We start from the raw sequence: 17,256 nt of genomic DNA on the forward strand, positions 1-17,256 counted from the left end.
ATTGGGGTGAAGTAACATACTAAAAATCATCTGCTTTTTAGGGCTCAGATGCGACCTAACAAAAACAGGTGGTTGTTTGTTGTCCACTCTTCTATGTGATCCGATCCACACAGCTATTTTCTTCACTCCGTAACGAATGGTGTCGTCACGTTCGCGTTCTTATTCGTCGATGTTAGGAACAAATAAATCCGGTATATCTGCACTACTTGATGGGGTGTGACCTTGTTGTTTTAATGCATTCAGTTGCTTGTAAATGATGAAATAGCGATTGATGTTGGAAACATAATGAACAGGTTCTCGTCCAATGTGTCGCCGCGCGATTATTTCTACGTGTCTAAACCATTGATTTGGGTCGTAGCCCTGTTGACTAGCTAAGCGGCGCATTTTACGAATATTGGCGGGCCCGGCATTGTAGGCAGCAAGGGAAAAATAAACCTGATTGTCGGGCGTGATGTCATCATCACTAAAATAGCGATCTTTAAGGAAACGCATGTATTTCACCCCCGCATGGATATTGTTGTCCACTTGATAGATGTCAGGAATGGCGATGTTGGGATCTTTGGCTGTGCTGGGTAATACCTGCATGACGCCTACTGCGCCTTTGTGTGACACCTTGCTCTGGTCTAAGCCTGATTCCTGAAAACCTTGGGCAGAGATCATCAATGGGTCAAAGTCGTATTGTGCTGAGTAATTGGCGAATATTTCTGATAATGCATCTAAACGCGTCACGTGCTCTGGATTAAGAATGCGCTTCAACCAGCCCGTGTGATCTAGGTATTTGTCGTAAATAACGTTGCCCAGTAGAGTACCTGAACGGGTTCTTTGGAGGTATTGATTAACGAAGGATTGGAGGAGAGGGCTTTGTTTACGCATTGCCCAGGCAATTTTCCCATCTGTACGTAGTGGGGCCTGATCGTGCACTGAGATGTTTTCCATCACTTTAAGCCAAAGCTCTGTTTTATGGCTATCTAACACGGTTGCATCAATATGACCTTGATTGACCAGTTCTATGATTTCAATATCTTGTAGCGTTTCTTCAACAAAACGAATGGTGACAGGCTGTAAATTATGCTCATCGAGCATTCGATTTACTTTTTGTAAGCTTTCGAAGTAACTAGAGCTGGCGCGGACCCAAATCTCTTTACCACTGAGTTGTTTCAAGTCAGTGATTGTTGGTGTGGTACTACGAGTGACGAGCAGTTCGCTAACGCCTTGTAAAACCGGAATACTAAAATCGATATACTCCGAGCGATAGGAGGTGATTGTCAGATTGGCAACAATCAGATCGCCATAGCCTTTTTCTAAAGAGGGCAGCAGCTCGTCTCTGTGAACGGGAATAATCTGCAGGTTAAAGTAAGAGGAGCGCTGCCTTAATTCTTTTTCAAAGTGATATAACAGCTCAGCGAGAATGCCTTTTGGTTGACCGCCTTCAATGTAGTAGAAGCCAAGATCGGCTGAAACGAGAACCCTAATCACCCCTTTCTTTTCCAGTTCAGCGAGATCACCAAAGTAAGGTGTTTTTTGTAAAGGTGATAAAGACAGAGCAGTCGCATGGTTCCATGTAGCTGCGAACAAAATCAGAATCAATACAGTACGGCTCATGAATTACCCTCAACAGAACGTCTATTAAAGGTAGTTCTTAACCCATTACTCAGCAAAAAACAGTAATAAAAAACCGCCTGTAATTAGAAGCGGTTTTTTCATATCGTTGCTGTTATTGCGGGTTTAAATCAATCAACTGTTCAGTACGCTTGGCTGCGTCCTCTAAGCCTAGATGTTCATAGGCAGCGAGTTGAATCTCAAGAGACTTACGCGCTGCTTCCGTATCTGGGTAGGTTTTTTGTAACTCCTGAGCTCGGTTGATGGCTGCAATCCAAGCTTCACGACGCAGGTAAAAATCAGCAGTGGCAAGGTCGTATTCCGCCAAGCGGTTTTTCAGTGCAACCATACGTTTTTGCGCATCTGCGGCGTATGGGCTGTTTGGATAGCGCTCGAGCAGCTTTTTGAAATCCGCAAAGGCTTTTTTTACAGGCTCTGGATCGCGGTCACTACGATCCACATCAAACAGATCATGCATAAAGTTACGATCTTGCGCCATGTGAGTTAAACCACGCATGTACAATACCCAATCCAGCTTTTCATGAGTTGGATTGAGACGAGAAAATCGCTCAATAGTCGCAAGACCGAGTGCTAAATCATCGTTTTTGTAGTAGGCATAAATCAGGTCAAGTTGAACCTGTTCTGAGTAAGCACCGAACGGGTAGCGAGAGTCTAAAGCCTCCAGCTTATCGATAGCCGTTAACCAATTGCCACTTTGCAGCGATACCTGTGCTTCTGAGTAAAGTTCTGATGGCGGTACATCCGGGACGATTTCTTCGCTGCTTGAACAGCCAACCAAAACGGATAATGCCAATAAGCCAGATAAAGTATGCTTTTTCATGTCAGGATTCGATTCCTTGAGATAAATATTTCTGTCGCTTCCGTTACTTTCTTGTCGGTAGCAGATACAATGGAGCGATATTCTTCCACACTAGTGACAATTAGTCTCACAGTTTTTAAAAAAGTTCGATATGGCTCAGCAGATTGAATTAACCAATACAGTAAAAGATAGTCAATTAGGTCAGCGTCTTGATCAGGCAATTGCAGAATTATTCGCCGATTTTTCACGTTCTCGCCTGAAAGAGTGGCTCTTGGATGGAAAAGTCCAAGTTAATGGAGACGTTGTGACTAAGCCCCGCACTAAAGTTATGGGCGGAGAAACGATAACGCTACAAGCCGAGTTGGAAGACGAAGAGCGCTGGGAAGCGCAAGATATCCCGTTGGATATCGTTTATGAAGATGATGATATTATGGTCATCAATAAGCCTCGTGATTTTGTGGTACACCCGGGAGCGGGTACCCCAGATGGTACGGTTCTTAATGCACTCTTACATCACTATCCAGATATTGCCGAAGTGCCACGTGCAGGCATTGTGCACCGCTTAGATAAAGACACCACAGGCTTAATGGTGGTGGCGAAAACGGTGCCTGCTCAGACGCGTCTGGTGCGTGCACTGCAAAAACGCAATATTACTCGTGAGTACGAAGCGATTGCGATTGGTCGTATGACTGCGGGGGGCCGAGTGGAGCAGCCTATTGGCCGCCATTCGACTAAGCGGACATTGATGGCAGTGAGTCCGATGGGCAAACCTGCCGTGACCCATTATCGTGTTGCTGAACATTTTCGTGAGCATACTCGTATCCGCTTGCGTCTTGAAACCGGTCGTACCCACCAGATTCGTGTTCATATGTCTTACCTTCAGCATCCCTTGCTGGGGGATTCAGCATACGGTGGTCGAGCCCGCATTCCTTCCGGTGCTTCGGAAGAGTTGGCTGATATGATTCGCAAGTTTGATCGCCAGGCATTGCATGCCGTGATGTTAAAATTCGATCACCCTGTGACTGGAGAAGAATTAGAATTCCACGCGCCAGTACCTGATGATATGGTCGAAATGGCTGAAGCGCTTCGTCAAGATACTCAACAACATGGGCTAGAAGACGAGTTCTGATATGGAAATGATCCTCCCTAACTGGCCTGCACCAAAAAACGTGAAAGCTTTTGCTTCGACTCGACTGCAAGGGTTTTCGACGGGTGTTTATCAAGGTTTGAACCTCGGTGCACACGTTGGGGATGAATTAGAGATTGTTGAGCAGAATCGGCAATGGTTGGTGAATCAATCTCACATGCCAAGTTCGCCAATTTGGCTTAATCAAACCCACTCTACGCTTGTGTTAGAAGCGGACCAGCCAACGCGAAATGTGTTAGATGCGGATGGTTTGTTTACTCAGCAACGTGGAGTGGTATGTTCTGCCATGACGGCAGATTGTTTACCCGTATTATTGACCAATACCCAAGGTTCTCAAGTGGCTGCAGTTCATGCTGGCTGGCGAGGGTTAGCTGGTGGTATTGTTGAAAATGCTGTAGCTAAGTTTGATGGGCCAGTGATCGCTTGGATTGGACCAGCGATTGGTGCGTCAGTCTTCGAAGTCGGTGAAGATGTACTTCAAGCATTTGTTTCCTTTGACCCCGCCGCCGAGCAAGCATTCTCGTCGAGAGAGGTGCAAGGGAAATGGTTGGCAGATATGAATCTGTTAGTGACTCAGCGCCTGAACAAAGTTGGAGTGTTTGATGTGTATTATAGTGATCTGTGTACATATCTTGATCAACAACGCTTCTTCTCTTACCGCCGTGATGGCGCCACAGGCCGACAGGCATCGTTTATCTGGATAGACAAATGACCCTCTTTTTAACTAAGGAAACTTAGTTCTTTCCCCTTGAAAATCGATTGTTGCGTATCCATCTCTCATACTGATTATAAGAGTTCACTCCGTTGAGGTTAGGAAGGTAGATATGCGTCTTGACAGATTCACAAGCAAATTTCAAATCGCGATATCTGACGCACAGTCGCTGGCGTTAGGCCGTGATCACCAATACATCGAGCCTGTACACCTGATGGTGGCACTGATGGATCAGAATGGCAGTCCTATTCGTCCACTACTGACTATGCTTGATGTCGATGTTACGCATTTACGCTCTAAGCTAAGTGAGATCCTAGATCGCTTGCCCAAAGTTAGTGGTATTGGTGGGGATGTTCAGTTATCTAGTTCGATGGGCACACTGTTTAATTTGTGTGACAAAGTCGCACAAAAGCGGCAAGACGCCTACATTTCCTCCGAAGTTTTCCTCTTGGCCGCGATTGAAGACCGTGGACCACTTGGTGAGCTCTTAAAAGAGTTAGGCTTAACTGAGGCGAAGCTAAGTGATGCCATTGATAAAATTCGTGGCGGTCAGAAAGTGAATGATCAAAATGCGGAAGAATTACGCCAAGCTTTGGAAAAATTCACGATTGATTTAACGGAGCGAGCTGAGCAAGGGAAGCTAGATCCGGTTATTGGGCGTGATGATGAGATTCGTCGAACGATTCAAGTCCTACAGCGTCGAACCAAAAATAATCCTGTCATTATTGGTGAACCTGGTGTCGGTAAGACAGCAATTGTCGAAGGACTTGCACAGCGCATCATTAATAATGAGGTACCTGAAGGTTTACGCAATAAACGAGTATTGTCTCTTGATATGGGAGCGCTCGTTGCGGGAGCTAAGTATCGTGGTGAGTTTGAAGAACGCCTGAAATCGGTGCTTAATGAATTATCTAAAGAAGAAGGTAACGTCATTCTCTTTATCGATGAAATTCATACCATGGTGGGGGCCGGTAAAGGTGAAGGTTCAATGGACGCGGGCAATATGCTTAAGCCTGCTTTGGCACGTGGTGAACTTCATTGTGTGGGAGCGACGACACTGGATGAATACCGCCAATATATAGAGAAAGACCCTGCGTTAGAGCGTCGTTTCCAAAAAGTACTGGTGGATGAGCCGTCTGTAGAAGATACCGTTGCGATTTTACGTGGTTTGAAAGAGCGTTATGAGCTGCACCATCACGTAGAGATCACCGATCCAGCGATTGTTGCAGCTGCAAGCTTATCACATCGTTACGTGTCCGATCGTCAGTTACCAGACAAAGCGATAGATTTGATCGATGAAGCAGCGTCGAGTATCCGTATGCAGATTGATTCTAAGCCCGAATCACTCGATAAACTGGAACGTAAAATTGTACAGCTTAAAATCGAACAGCAAGCACTGATCAACGAGCATGATGAAGCCAGTGAAAAGCGCTTAAGTAATCTCAATGAAGAACTGAATGATAAAGAACGTGCATTTTCTGAATTGGAAGAAGTGTGGAACGCCGAGAAAGCAGCATTATCAGGGACACAGCATATTAAGGCTGAGTTAGAACAGGCTCGAATGGATATGGAGTTTGCTCGTCGTGCTGGTGATCTTAACCGCATGTCTGAGCTACAGTACGGCCGTATTCCTGAGCTAGAGAAACAATTGGATTTGGCGACTCAAGCTGAAATGCAGGAAATGACCTTACTGCGTAATAAAGTGACGGATAATGAGATAGCAGAAGTATTGTCCAAGCAGACCGGAATTCCAGTGTCCAAAATGTTAGAAGCTGAAAAAGAAAAGCTTTTACGCATGGAAGAGGTACTGCATGCTCGTGTGATTGGTCAAACCGAAGCGGTAGAAGTGGTTTCCAATGCTATCCGCCGTAGCCGAGCAGGGCTGTCGGATCCGAATAAACCAATTGGTTCCTTCTTATTCTTAGGTCCAACAGGTGTAGGTAAAACAGAATTGTGCAAAACGCTCGCGAGCTTTATGTTCGACAGTGAAGATGCCATGGTTCGTATCGACATGTCTGAGTTTATGGAGAAGCACTCCGTAGCGAGACTTGTTGGCGCACCTCCTGGTTATGTGGGGTATGAAGAAGGTGGTTACCTGACTGAAGCTGTGCGCAGAAAACCTTATTCAGTAATCTTATTAGATGAAGTTGAAAAAGCGCATCCAGACGTGTTCAACATTCTGTTACAAGTGCTTGACGATGGTCGTTTAACGGATGGCCAAGGTCGTACCGTTGATTTCCGCAATACGGTTGTCATCATGACATCCAACCTAGGATCGGCGAGAATTCAGGAAAACTTTGGCTCTTTAGATTATCAAGGTATGAAAGAACAGGTGATGGAAGTCGTCAACAAACATTTCCGCCCTGAATTTCTAAACCGTGTTGATGAGAGTGTTGTTTTCCATCCACTTGGTCAGGAACACATTAAGTCGATAGCATCTATTCAATTGCAGAGACTATCCAAACGTATGGAAGAAAGAGGCTATGCGTTAGAGGTTTCAGATAAAGCGCTGGATCTTATTGCCCAAGTTGGCTTTGATCCGGTATATGGTGCGCGACCTCTGAAAAGAGCAATTCAGCAAAGTGTTGAAAACCCACTGGCTAAAGCAATTCTGGCTGGGAAAGTTGTTCCTGATAAGCCGGTTAAACTTCTAGTAAATAAAGATCAGATTATTGCCCATCAATGATGAGGCGTATAGAAAGGGCTCTTGGGAGCCCTTTTTGCTTTCATTTACGCCGCTTTGATTAAATTGCGAGCGAACGAAGTGAAAACTACAAGTTTTTTCAATTTCCCTCTTGTACTGTCGAGTGAACTCCCTATAATGCGCCCTCGTTGTCACGGGATACTAAACAAATTCCGCCGATGATAAGACGGCTTAAAGTTAATCATTTAACTTTAAGAGAAATAACAAAAAAAGTGTTTGACACTATGAGTTATCTCGCTAAAATGGCCGTCCGTTTTGAGCAAAGCTTAAAACAAAGTTCTTTAACAATATAAACCTATCAATCTGTGTGGGCACTCGTTGATGATAATCCAAATAGTTTCTTCGGAAACAATTTAGGTTTCAATGATACGAAGTGACCATTCGAGTTGGGAAGCAGCCTTGAGCTGTTTTGTTTTACTTTTTCAAAAGTGAAAACCAATAAGAGCACAGTCAATTCAAACATTACTTATGTAATGTTCAGTATTCATTAAGCCGACAAAATCTTAAATTGAAGAGTTTGATCATGGCTCAGATTGAACGCTGGCGGCAGGCCTAACACATGCAAGTCGAGCGGAAACGAGTTATCTGAACCTTCGGGGAACGATAACGGCGTCGAGCGGCGGACGGGTGAGTAATGCCTGGGAAATTGCCCTGATGTGGGGGATAACCATTGGAAACGATGGCTAATACCGCATAATAGCTTCGGCTCAAAGAGGGGGACCTTCGGGCCTCTCGCGTCAGGATATGCCCAGGTGGGATTAGCTAGTTGGTGAGGTAATGGCTCACCAAGGCGACGATCCCTAGCTGGTCTGAGAGGATGATCAGCCACACTGGAACTGAGACACGGTCCAGACTCCTACGGGAGGCAGCAGTGGGGAATATTGCACAATGGGCGCAAGCCTGATGCAGCCATGCCGCGTGTATGAAGAAGGCCTTCGGGTTGTAAAGTACTTTCAGCAGTGAGGAAGGTGGATGTGTTAATAGCGCATTCATTTGACGTTAGCTGCAGAAGAAGCACCGGCTAACTCCGTGCCAGCAGCCGCGGTAATACGGAGGGTGCGAGCGTTAATCGGAATTACTGGGCGTAAAGCGCATGCAGGTGGTTTGTTAAGTCAGATGTGAAAGCCCGGGGCTCAACCTCGGAATAGCATTTGAAACTGGCAGACTAGAGTACTGTAGAGGGGGGTAGAATTTCAGGTGTAGCGGTGAAATGCGTAGAGATCTGAAGGAATACCGGTGGCGAAGGCGGCCCCCTGGACAGATACTGACACTCAGATGCGAAAGCGTGGGGAGCAAACAGGATTAGATACCCTGGTAGTCCACGCCGTAAACGATGTCTACTTGGAGGTTGTGGCCTTGAGCCGTGGCTTTCGGAGCTAACGCGTTAAGTAGACCGCCTGGGGAGTACGGTCGCAAGATTAAAACTCAAATGAATTGACGGGGGCCCGCACAAGCGGTGGAGCATGTGGTTTAATTCGATGCAACGCGAAGAACCTTACCTACTCTTGACATCCAGAGAACTTTCCAGAGATGGATTGGTGCCTTCGGGAACTCTGAGACAGGTGCTGCATGGCTGTCGTCAGCTCGTGTTGTGAAATGTTGGGTTAAGTCCCGCAACGAGCGCAACCCTTATCCTTGTTTGCCAGCACTTCGGGTGGGAACTCCAGGGAGACTGCCGGTGATAAACCGGAGGAAGGTGGGGACGACGTCAAGTCATCATGGCCCTTACGAGTAGGGCTACACACGTGCTACAATGGCGCATACAGAGGGCGGCCAACTTGCGAAAGTGAGCGAATCCCAAAAAGTGCGTCGTAGTCCGGATTGGAGTCTGCAACTCGACTCCATGAAGTCGGAATCGCTAGTAATCGTAGATCAGAATGCTACGGTGAATACGTTCCCGGGCCTTGTACACACCGCCCGTCACACCATGGGAGTGGGCTGCAAAAGAAGTGGGTAGTTTAACCTTCGGGGGGACGCTCACCACTTTGTGGTTCATGACTGGGGTGAAGTCGTAACAAGGTAGCGCTAGGGGAACCTGGCGCTGGATCACCTCCTTATACGATGATTATTCACGATGAGTGTCCACACAGATTGATGGTTTATAAAAATTAAAGAGGGGCTATAGCTCAGCTGGGAGAGCGCTTCGCTGGCAGCGAAGAGGTCATCGGTTCGATCCCGATTAGCTCCACCAACAATTTCTATTAAGAAATTTTTCGTGTCCCGTTCGTCTAGAGGCCTAGGACACCGCCCTTTCACGGCGGTAACAGGGGTTCGACTCCCCTACGGGATACCATCTTTAAGCGCATTAGTAATAGTGCTTTTAAAAATGGTTTCGAAAGAAACATGCTCTTTAACAATTTGGAAAGCTGACGAATAACAACAATCCCCATCTCTATGAGATACGTTGTTATTCAAATTAAAAGTTCTCAAATCCTAAGTCTTTATGATTTAGGTACCAACACACATTCAAGTGTTCTTGGCTTTTTGTTTTCACTTTTTATAAAAAGTAAAATAAAAAGATATTTGAGTCCGGCAAAATCGAGTCTGCATCATGTTTAAATAATTGCAGACAACTTTGGTTGTTTAACAAAGACCCTTTGGGGTTGTATGGTTAAGTGACTAAGCGTACACGGTGGATGCCTTGGCAGTCAGAGGCGATGAAGGACGTATTAACTTGCGATAAGCCCAGATTAGACAGTAAAAGTCATTTGAGTCTGGGATTTCCGAATGGGGAAACCCAACTGCATAAGCAGTTACTGTTAACTGAATACATAGGTTAACAGGGCGAACCGGGGGAACTGAAACATCTAAGTACCCCGAGGAAAAGAAATCAACCGAGATTCCGAAAGTAGCGGCGAGCGAAATTGGATTAGCCCTTAAGCCTTTAATACGTCAGGTGAAAGTTCTGGAAAGGTCTGCGATACAGGGTGATAGCCCCGTAACCGACAGCGCATTTTAGGTGAAATCGAGTAGGGCGGGACACGTGATATCCTGTCTGAATATGGGGGGACCATCCTCCAAGGCTAAATACTACTGACTGACCGATAGTGAACCAGTACCGTGAGGGAAAGGCGAAAAGAACCCCTGTGAGGGGAGTGAAATAGAACCTGAAACCGTGTACGTACAAGCAGTAGGAGCACCTTCGTGGTGTGACTGCGTACCTTTTGTATAATGGGTCAGCGACTTATATTCAGTAGCAAGGTTAACCATCTAGGGGAGCCGTAGAGAAATCGAGTCTTAACTGGGCGTCGAGTTGCTGGATATAGACCCGAAACCAGGTGATCTAGCCATGGGCAGGTTGAAGGTTGAGTAACATCAACTGGAGGACCGAACCGACTAATGTTGAAAAATTAGCGGATGACTTGTGGCTAGGGGTGAAAGGCCAATCAAACCTGGAGATAGCTGGTTCTCCCCGAAATCTATTTAGGTAGAGCCTCGGACGAATACTACTGGGGGTAGAGCACTGTTAAGGCTAGGGGGTCATCCCGACTTACCAACCCTTTGCAAACTCCGAATACCAGTAAGTACTATCCGGGAGACACACGGCGGGTGCTAACGTCCGTCGTGGAGAGGGAAACAACCCAGACCGCCAGCTAAGGTCCCAAATTACAGCTAAGTGGGAAACGATGTGGGAAGGCTTAGACAGCTAGGATGTTGGCTTAGAAGCAGCCATCATTTAAAGAAAGCGTAATAGCTCACTAGTCGAGTCGGCCTGCGCGGAAGATGTAACGGGGCTAAGCTGTAAACCGAAGCTGCGGCAATGCATTTTATGTATTGGGTAGGGGAGCGTTCTGTAAGCCGTTGAAGGTGAGTTGTAAAGCTTGCTGGAGGTATCAGAAGTGCGAATGCTGACATGAGTAACGATAAAGGGGGTGAAAAACCTCCTCGCCGGAAGACCAAGGGTTCCTGTCCAACGTTAATCGGGGCAGGGTAAGTCGACCCCTAAGGCGAGGCCGAAAGGCGTAGTCGATGGGAAACGGGTTAATATTCCCGTACTTCTTACAATTGCGATGGGGGGACGGAGAAGGCTAGGTGGGCCTGGCGACGGTTGTCCAGGTTCAAGTGCGTAGGCTTGAGAGTTAGGTAAATCCGGCTCTCTCTAAGGCTGAGACACGACGTCGAGCATCTACGGATGTGAAGTCATTGATGCCATGCTTCCAGGAAAAGCCTCTAAGCTTCAGATTGTAAGGAATCGTACCCCAAACCGACACAGGTGGTCGGGTAGAGAATACCAAGGCGCTTGAGAGAACTCGGGTGAAGGAACTAGGCAAAATGGTACCGTAACTTCGGGAGAAGGTACGCTCTTGACGGTGAAGTCCCTTGCGGATGGAGCTATTGAGAGTCGCAGATACCAGGTGGCTGCAACTGTTTATTAAAAACACAGCACTGTGCAAAATCGTAAGATGACGTATACGGTGTGACGCCTGCCCGGTGCCGGAAGGTTAATTGATGGGGTTAGACGTAAGTCGAAGCTCTTGATCGAAGCCCCGGTAAACGGCGGCCGTAACTATAACGGTCCTAAGGTAGCGAAATTCCTTGTCGGGTAAGTTCCGACCTGCACGAATGGCGTAATGATGGCCACGCTGTCTCCACCCGAGACTCAGTGAAATTGAAATCGCTGTGAAGATGCAGTGTACCCGCGGCTAGACGGAAAGACCCCGTGAACCTTTACTACAGCTTGGCACTGAACATTGACCCTACATGTGTAGGATAGGTGGGAGGCTTTGAACCCGGTACGCCAGTATCGGTGGAGCCGTCCTTGAAATACCACCCTTGTAGTGTTGATGTTCTAACTTAGACCCGTTATCCGGGTTGAGGACAGTGCCTGGTGGGTAGTTTGACTGGGGCGGTCTCCTCCCAAAGAGTAACGGAGGAGCACGAAGGTGGGCTAATCACGGTTGGACATCGTGAGGTTAGTGCAATGGCATAAGCCCGCTTGACTGCGAGAATGACAATTCGAGCAGGTGCGAAAGCAGGTCATAGTGATCCGGTGGTTCTGAATGGAAGGGCCATCGCTCAACGGATAAAAGGTACTCCGGGGATAACAGGCTGATACCGCCCAAGAGTTCATATCGACGGCGGTGTTTGGCACCTCGATGTCGGCTCATCACATCCTGGGGCTGAAGTCGGTCCCAAGGGTATGGCTGTTCGCCATTTAAAGTGGTACGCGAGCTGGGTTTAGAACGTCGTGAGACAGTTCGGTCCCTATCTGCCGTGGGCGTTGGAAGATTGAAGGGGGCTGCTCCTAGTACGAGAGGACCGGAGTGGACGAACCTCTGGTGTTCGGGTTGTCATGCCAATGGCATTGCCCGGTAGCTAAGTTCGGAATCGATAACCGCTGAAAGCATCTAAGCGGGAAGCGAGCCCTGAGATGAGTCTTCCCTGACCCCTTGAGGGTCCTAAAGGGTTGTTCGAGACTAGAACGTTGATAGGCAGGGTGTGTAAGCGTTGTGAGGCGTTGAGCTAACCTGTACTAATTGCCCGTGAGGCTTAACCATACAACACCCAAAGGGTTTTGATGGACTCAAAGTAGAACATTGAATGTGTAAACACAGAACTTAAAACAGCTTTCCGAATTATTCGATTTGCAAGCAAATCTCACCCTAAAGGGCCGCACTAAAGTGCGTTTGAATTTGCGATCAAATTGATAAAGAATTTGCTTGGCGACCATAGCGTTGTGGACCCACCTGATTCCATGCCGAACTCAGAAGTGAAACGCAATAGCGCCGATGGTAGTGTGGGGCTTCCCCATGTGAGAGTAGGACATCGCCAGGCTTTAAATTATGGAACCACGTTGTAGAACGTGTTTCCAGTGCGGAGTGGTAGTTCAGTTGGTTAGAATACCGGCCTGTCACGCCGGGGGTCGCGGGTTCGAGTCCCGTCCACTCCGCCACTTATTAGAGAGTCGTCTCATTAAATACGAGATAGGGGTGTAGCTCCAATTGGCAGAGCAGCGGATTCCAAATCCGCGTGTTGGGAGTTCGAATCTCTCCACCCCTGCCATATTTAAGGCTCTAGTCGAAAGACTAGAGCCTTTTTCATTTCTCGTTTATCTTCAGTCTAACCAATAGCCACCTTTACCAATGATGGATTTATATCTATCACAAACAATCGCCTGTGAATCTACTACCTAATGATCTTACTTTACTGTGTTAGCACGGTAGCAGGATTGGATGATAGAGAGGGAATGGATCACTTGCAAAGGGTTAGTCAGCTTCAACTTTATTTAGAGGAGAACTGCTCTGAGCGACTTAATTTAGATAAGGCCTCAAAGGTCGCCAATCTCTCACCTTTCCTCTTATATCTGTTGATAAGTGTCGGACAGATATCGCTTTGCAAGTACCTGAAGGTACGACTGGTGGGAGTGGCGTTGCTATCGAGGCGATCCCAGCGGGGAGCTATGCAGTATTACGTAAAACTGTTGAAGATAAACAGCAATATGAAAAATACTGGAATCAGTTGATTGAGGAAATCATTGCGAAAGAGTTTGAGCTAGATCAGCGCCCATGTTTCGAACTGTATCATTCTTATGATGAGAAAACGGGTAGGGCTGATGTGAGTTTTTGTGAAGCTATCAAAATCTAATTAAACAAAAAGCCCACTCGTTGTAGAGTGGGCTAAGAATTTCAGCTGTGACGGAGCTTTTGGTTATTTTAGGAGTGCTTCATTGCCATTTTCACGGATGTGCTTAAGAATACCTTTTACACCACGTGCACTTGAAGCAACAAGGTTACCAGATTTTATATAATCCGTACCACCAGCGAAGTCGGTGACAATAGCGCCAGCTTCGCGAGCAATCAATTCACCTGCAGCGATGTCCCAAGGCTTTAGGCCAAGTTCGAAGAATCCATCAACACGCCCAGTTGCTAAATAACATAAGTCTAGGGCGGCAGAGCCCGTACGACGGAAGTCTGAACAATCAACAAAGAGTGAAGACATGATCTTGAAGTAAGACTCAGAGTGTTGCTTCTGTTTGAATGGGAAACCTGTCGCTAGAACAGTGCCTTGAAGATCTTTTAGTTGCTTAACACGAATGCGAGCATTGTTAAGTTGAGCCCCTGAACCACGTTGAGCCGTGAAGAGCTCGTTGAGCATAGGGTCATAAACACAAGCGACTTCTGTTTTGCCCTTGATGCGTACAGCAATCGATACAGAAAAATGAGGCAAACCTTTTACAAAGTTTGTTGTGCCATCCAGTGGGTCGATGATCCATTGCACTTCGTCATCTTTACCTTGAATAAGGCCTGATTCTTCACCAACAACTGTGTGATCAGGGTAAGACGCTTTGATCGTATCGATGATGATAGCTTCTGCTTCTTTGTCTACGTTAGTAACAAAGTCATTGATGCCTTTTTGAGTCGATTCAATCTTCTCAGCATTTTCTAAAGATTTAGCAATATGATTGCCTGCTTTTCGTGCAGCACGAATAGCAATATTAAGCATTGGATGCATACTAATTTCCCAACGGATGTTAAAGAACAGAAAAACGGGCAGCAGTATACCAGATAAACCTCCAAATGGAAGTGGTTAATTTTTACACTTTTGAGTTAATTCCGTGAAAGGGTCTGACCATTTTACTCAGGTATATGATAATATCGCGCAGTTCAAAATTCTGTCTTGGAAAACACCAATGCTAAACAATGTCAAAGTAGTACTGGTTGGTACATCTCACTCAGGAAATATCGGCTCTGCAGCTCGCGCTATGAAGGTGATGGGATTGTCTAACCTAGTTCTGGTTGAACCTCAATGTGAGATCGATGATCAGGCTATTGCACTCGCGGCTGGGGCTGCTGACATTGTACAGCAGGCTACTATTGCAGAGACTTTGAGTGATGCCGTTGCGGATTGCAGTTTGGTCGTTGGCTCCAGCGCACGTTCGCGCACCTTAGAATGGCCAATGCTAGAGCCTCGTGAATGCGGTAAGAAATTCGTGGAACAAGGCTCTGTGGCTCCTGTTGCCTTGGTATTTGGTCGTGAACGAACAGGGTTAACGAATGAGGAATTACAGACTTGTCATTATCACGTATGTATTCCAGCCAACCCCGAATACAGTTCGTTGAACTTAGCGATGGCAGTACAAACACTTAGCTACGAAGTTCGTATGGCTTACTTAGATAAAGAACAAAGCCAATATCAGCCCGTTACGACTGAGGAATACCCTAGGCACAAAGAACTCGAATTGTTTTTCCTGCACCTTGAAAAAGTGGCTAAGTTAACCCAATTCATTAGTGATGATCATCCAGGTAAGGTTATGAACAAGCTACGTCGTTTGTTCAATCGGGCCCGACCTGAAGCTCAAGAACTGAATATTCTGCGCGGGATTTTGACCTCTGTTGAGAAGAAAATGAGTCGTTGATTTATCCTCCTTTTATGTGGGGTTGAATACTTGAGTAAAATAGTCAATTATATACTTGACCAAATTACTCAAGTATGAAAAACTCTATACCACATAAACGATGTGGATATGGTGTTATATGAGACTTACATCTAAAGGAAGATACGCAGTTACAGCCATGTTAGATGTGGCTCTGCACTCACAGCAAAACCCAGTACCGTTGGCGGACATTTCTGAACGTCAAGGTATATCGCTTTCTTATCTGGAGCAGTTGTTTTCCAAGCTACGTAAAGCGGGGTTAGTCTCCAGCGTTCGTGGTCCTGGTGGTGGTTACCGATTGGGAGCAGAAGCGAATACCATTGCTATCGGCACCGTTATCGCCGCTGTTGATGAGTCTGTGGATGCAACTAAGTGTCACGGTAAAGCCGACTGTCAAGGTGGAACGCGCTGCCTGACGCACACTCTTTGGCGTGATTTGAGCTCACGTATTAGTGACTTCTTAAACAACATCACCTTGGGTGAGTTGATGACGGATAATGAAGTCCTTGAAATTTCAGACCGACAAGACCTAGATCTTGCGGTAAATCATGGGTTTTCTAACAAGAATTCTAACACCGCGCCCATCGGTGTAAATGTCCGCTCTTAAGCGGTTTGCCTGTTACATTGGAGTAGAGAATGAAACTGCCTATTTATCTAGATTATTCAGCGACTTGTCCTGTAGACCCTCGTGTGGCTGAAAAAATGGTTCAGTACATGACAATGGACGGTACGTTTGGTAACCCAGCATCTCGTTCACATCGATACGGCTGGCAGGCAGAAGAAGCGGTTGATACTGCTCGTGAGCAAATTGCTGATCTACTGAATGCCGACCCTCGCGAAATTGTTTTCACTTCTGGCGCGACAGAATCAGATAACCTTGCAATCAAAGGTGCAGCTCATTTCTATTCGAAGAAAGGTAAACACGTTATTACGTGCAAAACTGAGCACAAAGCTGTCCTAGATCCTTGTCGTCAATTAGAACGCGAAGGCTTCGAGGTTACATACCTTGAGCCAGAATCGAATGGCTTGATCGATCTTAAAAAGCTTGAATCAGCGATGCGTGAAGACACGGTATTGGTTTCTATCATGCATGTGAATAACGAAATCGGTGTTATCCAAGATATCGCTTCAATTGGCGAATTATGCCGTGAGCGCAAAGTTGTTTTCCATGTGGATGCAGCGCAATCAGCTGGTAAGCTTCCAATTGATGTGCAAGAAATGAAAGTCGATTTGATTTCACTATCTGCGCACAAGGCGTACGGTCCTAAGGGTATTGGCGCATTGTATGTACGTCGTAAGCCTCGTATCCGTCTAGAAGCTCAGATGCACGGTGGTGGCCATGAACGTGGTTTCCGTTCTGGCACATTGGCGACACACCAAATTGTTGGTATGGGTGAAGCTTTCCGCATTGCTAAAGAAGATATGCAGAAAGATTATGACCATGCAATGGCACTGCGTAACCGTCTTTATGATGGAGTTAAGGATCTTGAAGCCGTTACTGTAAACGGTTCATTTGAACAGCGCGTACCGCATAACCTAAACATTAGCTTTGCTTTCGTAGAAGGTGAATCACTGCTGATGTCTCTTAAAGATCTTGCCGTCTCTTCTGGCAGTGCATGTACATCTGCAAGTCTAGAGCCTTCGTATGTTCTTCGCGCTCTAGGTTTAGATGATGAGCTGGCACACAGTTCTGTACGTTTCTCTTTCGGTCGCTTTACTACTGAAGAAGAAGTGGATTACGCAATTGAACAAATCCGCGTAGCCGTTACTAAGCTGCGCGACATGTCTCCTCTATGGGATATGTACAAAGAGGGAGTGGATTTAAGTACTGTTGAGTGGGCACACCACTAATCAGTAACTAAAGCTCCAAGGATAGTAATAGAGGATTCGAGGTAAATAA

At 46.4% G+C, this 17,256-nt stretch carries 10 protein-coding genes, 4 tRNA genes and 3 rRNA genes; 14 read left to right on the forward strand and 3 right to left on the reverse strand.

What is annotated here, in order from left to right; translation table 11 throughout:
• Positions 1–159: 159 nt before the first annotated feature.
• Positions 160–1,602, reverse strand: coding sequence for an MltF family protein (locus CTT30_RS02665; protein WP_252035961.1), 1,443 nt, complete (start codon positions 1,600–1,602; stop codon positions 160–162).
• Between the two features lie 112 nt (positions 1,603–1,714).
• Positions 1,715–2,440, reverse strand: coding sequence for an outer membrane protein assembly factor BamD (gene bamD / locus CTT30_RS02670; protein WP_252035962.1), 726 nt, complete (start codon positions 2,438–2,440; stop codon positions 1,715–1,717).
• Positions 2,441–2,570: 130 nt separating this feature from the next.
• Between bamD and rluD the strand changes: the two genes are divergently transcribed.
• From rluD to CTT30_RS02725, 11 genes are all read left to right on the forward strand, one after another.
• Positions 2,571–3,548, forward strand: coding sequence for a 23S rRNA pseudouridine(1911/1915/1917) synthase RluD (gene rluD, locus CTT30_RS02675; protein WP_239838458.1), 978 nt, complete (start codon positions 2,571–2,573; stop codon positions 3,546–3,548).
• A 1-nt stretch (position 3,549) separates the two neighbouring features.
• On the forward strand, positions 3,550–4,278 hold the full coding sequence (pgeF, locus tag CTT30_RS02680) for a peptidoglycan editing factor PgeF (RefSeq protein WP_252035963.1): 729 nt from the start codon (positions 3,550–3,552) through the stop codon (positions 4,276–4,278).
• 112 nt (positions 4,279–4,390) lie between these two features.
• Complete coding sequence (gene clpB, locus CTT30_RS02685) at positions 4,391–6,964, forward strand: ATP-dependent chaperone ClpB (RefSeq protein WP_252035964.1); 2,574 nt, start codon at positions 4,391–4,393, stop codon at positions 6,962–6,964.
• Positions 6,965–7,487: 523 nt separating this feature from the next.
• Positions 7,488–9,039 (forward strand): 16S ribosomal RNA (locus tag CTT30_RS02690).
• A 58-nt stretch (positions 9,040–9,097) separates the two neighbouring features.
• Positions 9,098–9,173 (forward strand) — tRNA-Ala (locus CTT30_RS02695).
• Positions 9,174–9,199: 26 nt separating this feature from the next.
• Positions 9,200–9,275, forward strand: a tRNA-Glu gene (locus tag CTT30_RS02700).
• Positions 9,276–9,591: 316 nt separating this feature from the next.
• Positions 9,592–12,480: ribosomal RNA gene (locus tag CTT30_RS02705) — 23S ribosomal RNA — on the forward strand.
• A 161-nt stretch (positions 12,481–12,641) separates the two neighbouring features.
• Positions 12,642–12,757: ribosomal RNA gene (rrf, locus tag CTT30_RS02710) — 5S ribosomal RNA — on the forward strand.
• The 16S, 23S and 5S rRNA genes sit together here with 4 tRNA genes alongside, the layout of an rRNA operon.
• A 41-nt stretch (positions 12,758–12,798) precedes the next feature.
• Positions 12,799–12,875 (forward strand) — tRNA-Asp (locus CTT30_RS02715).
• A gap of 33 nt (positions 12,876–12,908) precedes the next feature.
• A tRNA-Trp gene (locus CTT30_RS02720) sits at positions 12,909–12,985 on the forward strand.
• Between the two features lie 330 nt (positions 12,986–13,315).
• Entirely contained in the window at positions 13,316–13,567 is a 252-nt protein-coding gene (locus tag CTT30_RS02725; RefSeq protein WP_252035965.1) for a GyrI-like domain-containing protein, read from the forward strand.
• Positions 13,568–13,630: 63 nt separating this feature from the next.
• On the opposite strand, the gene suhB is transcribed toward CTT30_RS02725, so the two are convergent.
• Entirely contained in the window at positions 13,631–14,434 is an 804-nt protein-coding gene (gene suhB / locus CTT30_RS02730; protein ID WP_252035966.1) for an inositol-1-monophosphatase, read from the reverse strand.
• Positions 14,435–14,612: 178 nt separating this feature from the next.
• On the opposite strand from suhB, the gene trmJ reads away from it, so the two are divergent.
• From trmJ to CTT30_RS02745, 3 genes are all read left to right on the forward strand, one after another.
• Entirely contained in the window at positions 14,613–15,338 is a 726-nt protein-coding gene (gene trmJ / locus CTT30_RS02735; RefSeq protein ID WP_239871439.1) for a tRNA (cytosine(32)/uridine(32)-2'-O)-methyltransferase TrmJ, read from the forward strand.
• Positions 15,339–15,456: 118 nt separating this feature from the next.
• Complete coding sequence (gene iscR / locus CTT30_RS02740; protein WP_239837387.1) at positions 15,457–15,963, forward strand: Fe-S cluster assembly transcriptional regulator IscR; 507 nt, start codon at positions 15,457–15,459, stop codon at positions 15,961–15,963.
• Between the two features lie 29 nt (positions 15,964–15,992).
• Positions 15,993–17,207: an IscS subfamily cysteine desulfurase gene (locus CTT30_RS02745; RefSeq protein WP_239837388.1), complete on the forward strand. Its 1,215-nt coding sequence runs from the start codon at positions 15,993–15,995 to the stop codon at positions 17,205–17,207.
• The last annotated feature ends 49 nt before the right edge of the window (positions 17,208–17,256 follow it).

Source organism: Vibrio coralliilyticus (assembly GCF_024449095.1).
Lineage (GTDB): Bacteria > Pseudomonadota > Gammaproteobacteria > Enterobacterales > Vibrionaceae > Vibrio > Vibrio coralliilyticus_A.

What these genes read in the sequence shown, in the direction of transcription:
- iscR (WP_239837387.1), top strand. Translation starts at nt 15,457, where the DNA reads ATGAGACTTACATCTAAAGGAAGATACGCAGTTACAGCCATGTTAGAT.
- trmJ (WP_239871439.1), top strand. Translation starts at nt 14,613, where the DNA reads ATGCTAAACAATGTCAAAGTAGTACTGGTTGGTACATCTCACTCAGGA.
- CTT30_RS02665 (WP_252035961.1), bottom strand. Translation starts at nt 1,602, where the DNA reads ATGAGCCGTACTGTATTGATTCTGATTTTGTTCGCAGCTACATGGAAC.
- clpB (WP_252035964.1), top strand. Translation starts at nt 4,391, where the DNA reads ATGCGTCTTGACAGATTCACAAGCAAATTTCAAATCGCGATATCTGAC.
- rluD (WP_239838458.1), top strand. Translation starts at nt 2,571, where the DNA reads ATGGCTCAGCAGATTGAATTAACCAATACAGTAAAAGATAGTCAATTA.
- pgeF (WP_252035963.1), top strand. Translation starts at nt 3,550, where the DNA reads ATGGAAATGATCCTCCCTAACTGGCCTGCACCAAAAAACGTGAAAGCT.
- CTT30_RS02745 (WP_239837388.1), top strand. Translation starts at nt 15,993, where the DNA reads ATGAAACTGCCTATTTATCTAGATTATTCAGCGACTTGTCCTGTAGAC.
- suhB (WP_252035966.1), bottom strand. Translation starts at nt 14,434, where the DNA reads ATGCATCCAATGCTTAATATTGCTATTCGTGCTGCACGAAAAGCAGGC.
- bamD (WP_252035962.1), bottom strand. Translation starts at nt 2,440, where the DNA reads ATGAAAAAGCATACTTTATCTGGCTTATTGGCATTATCCGTTTTGGTT.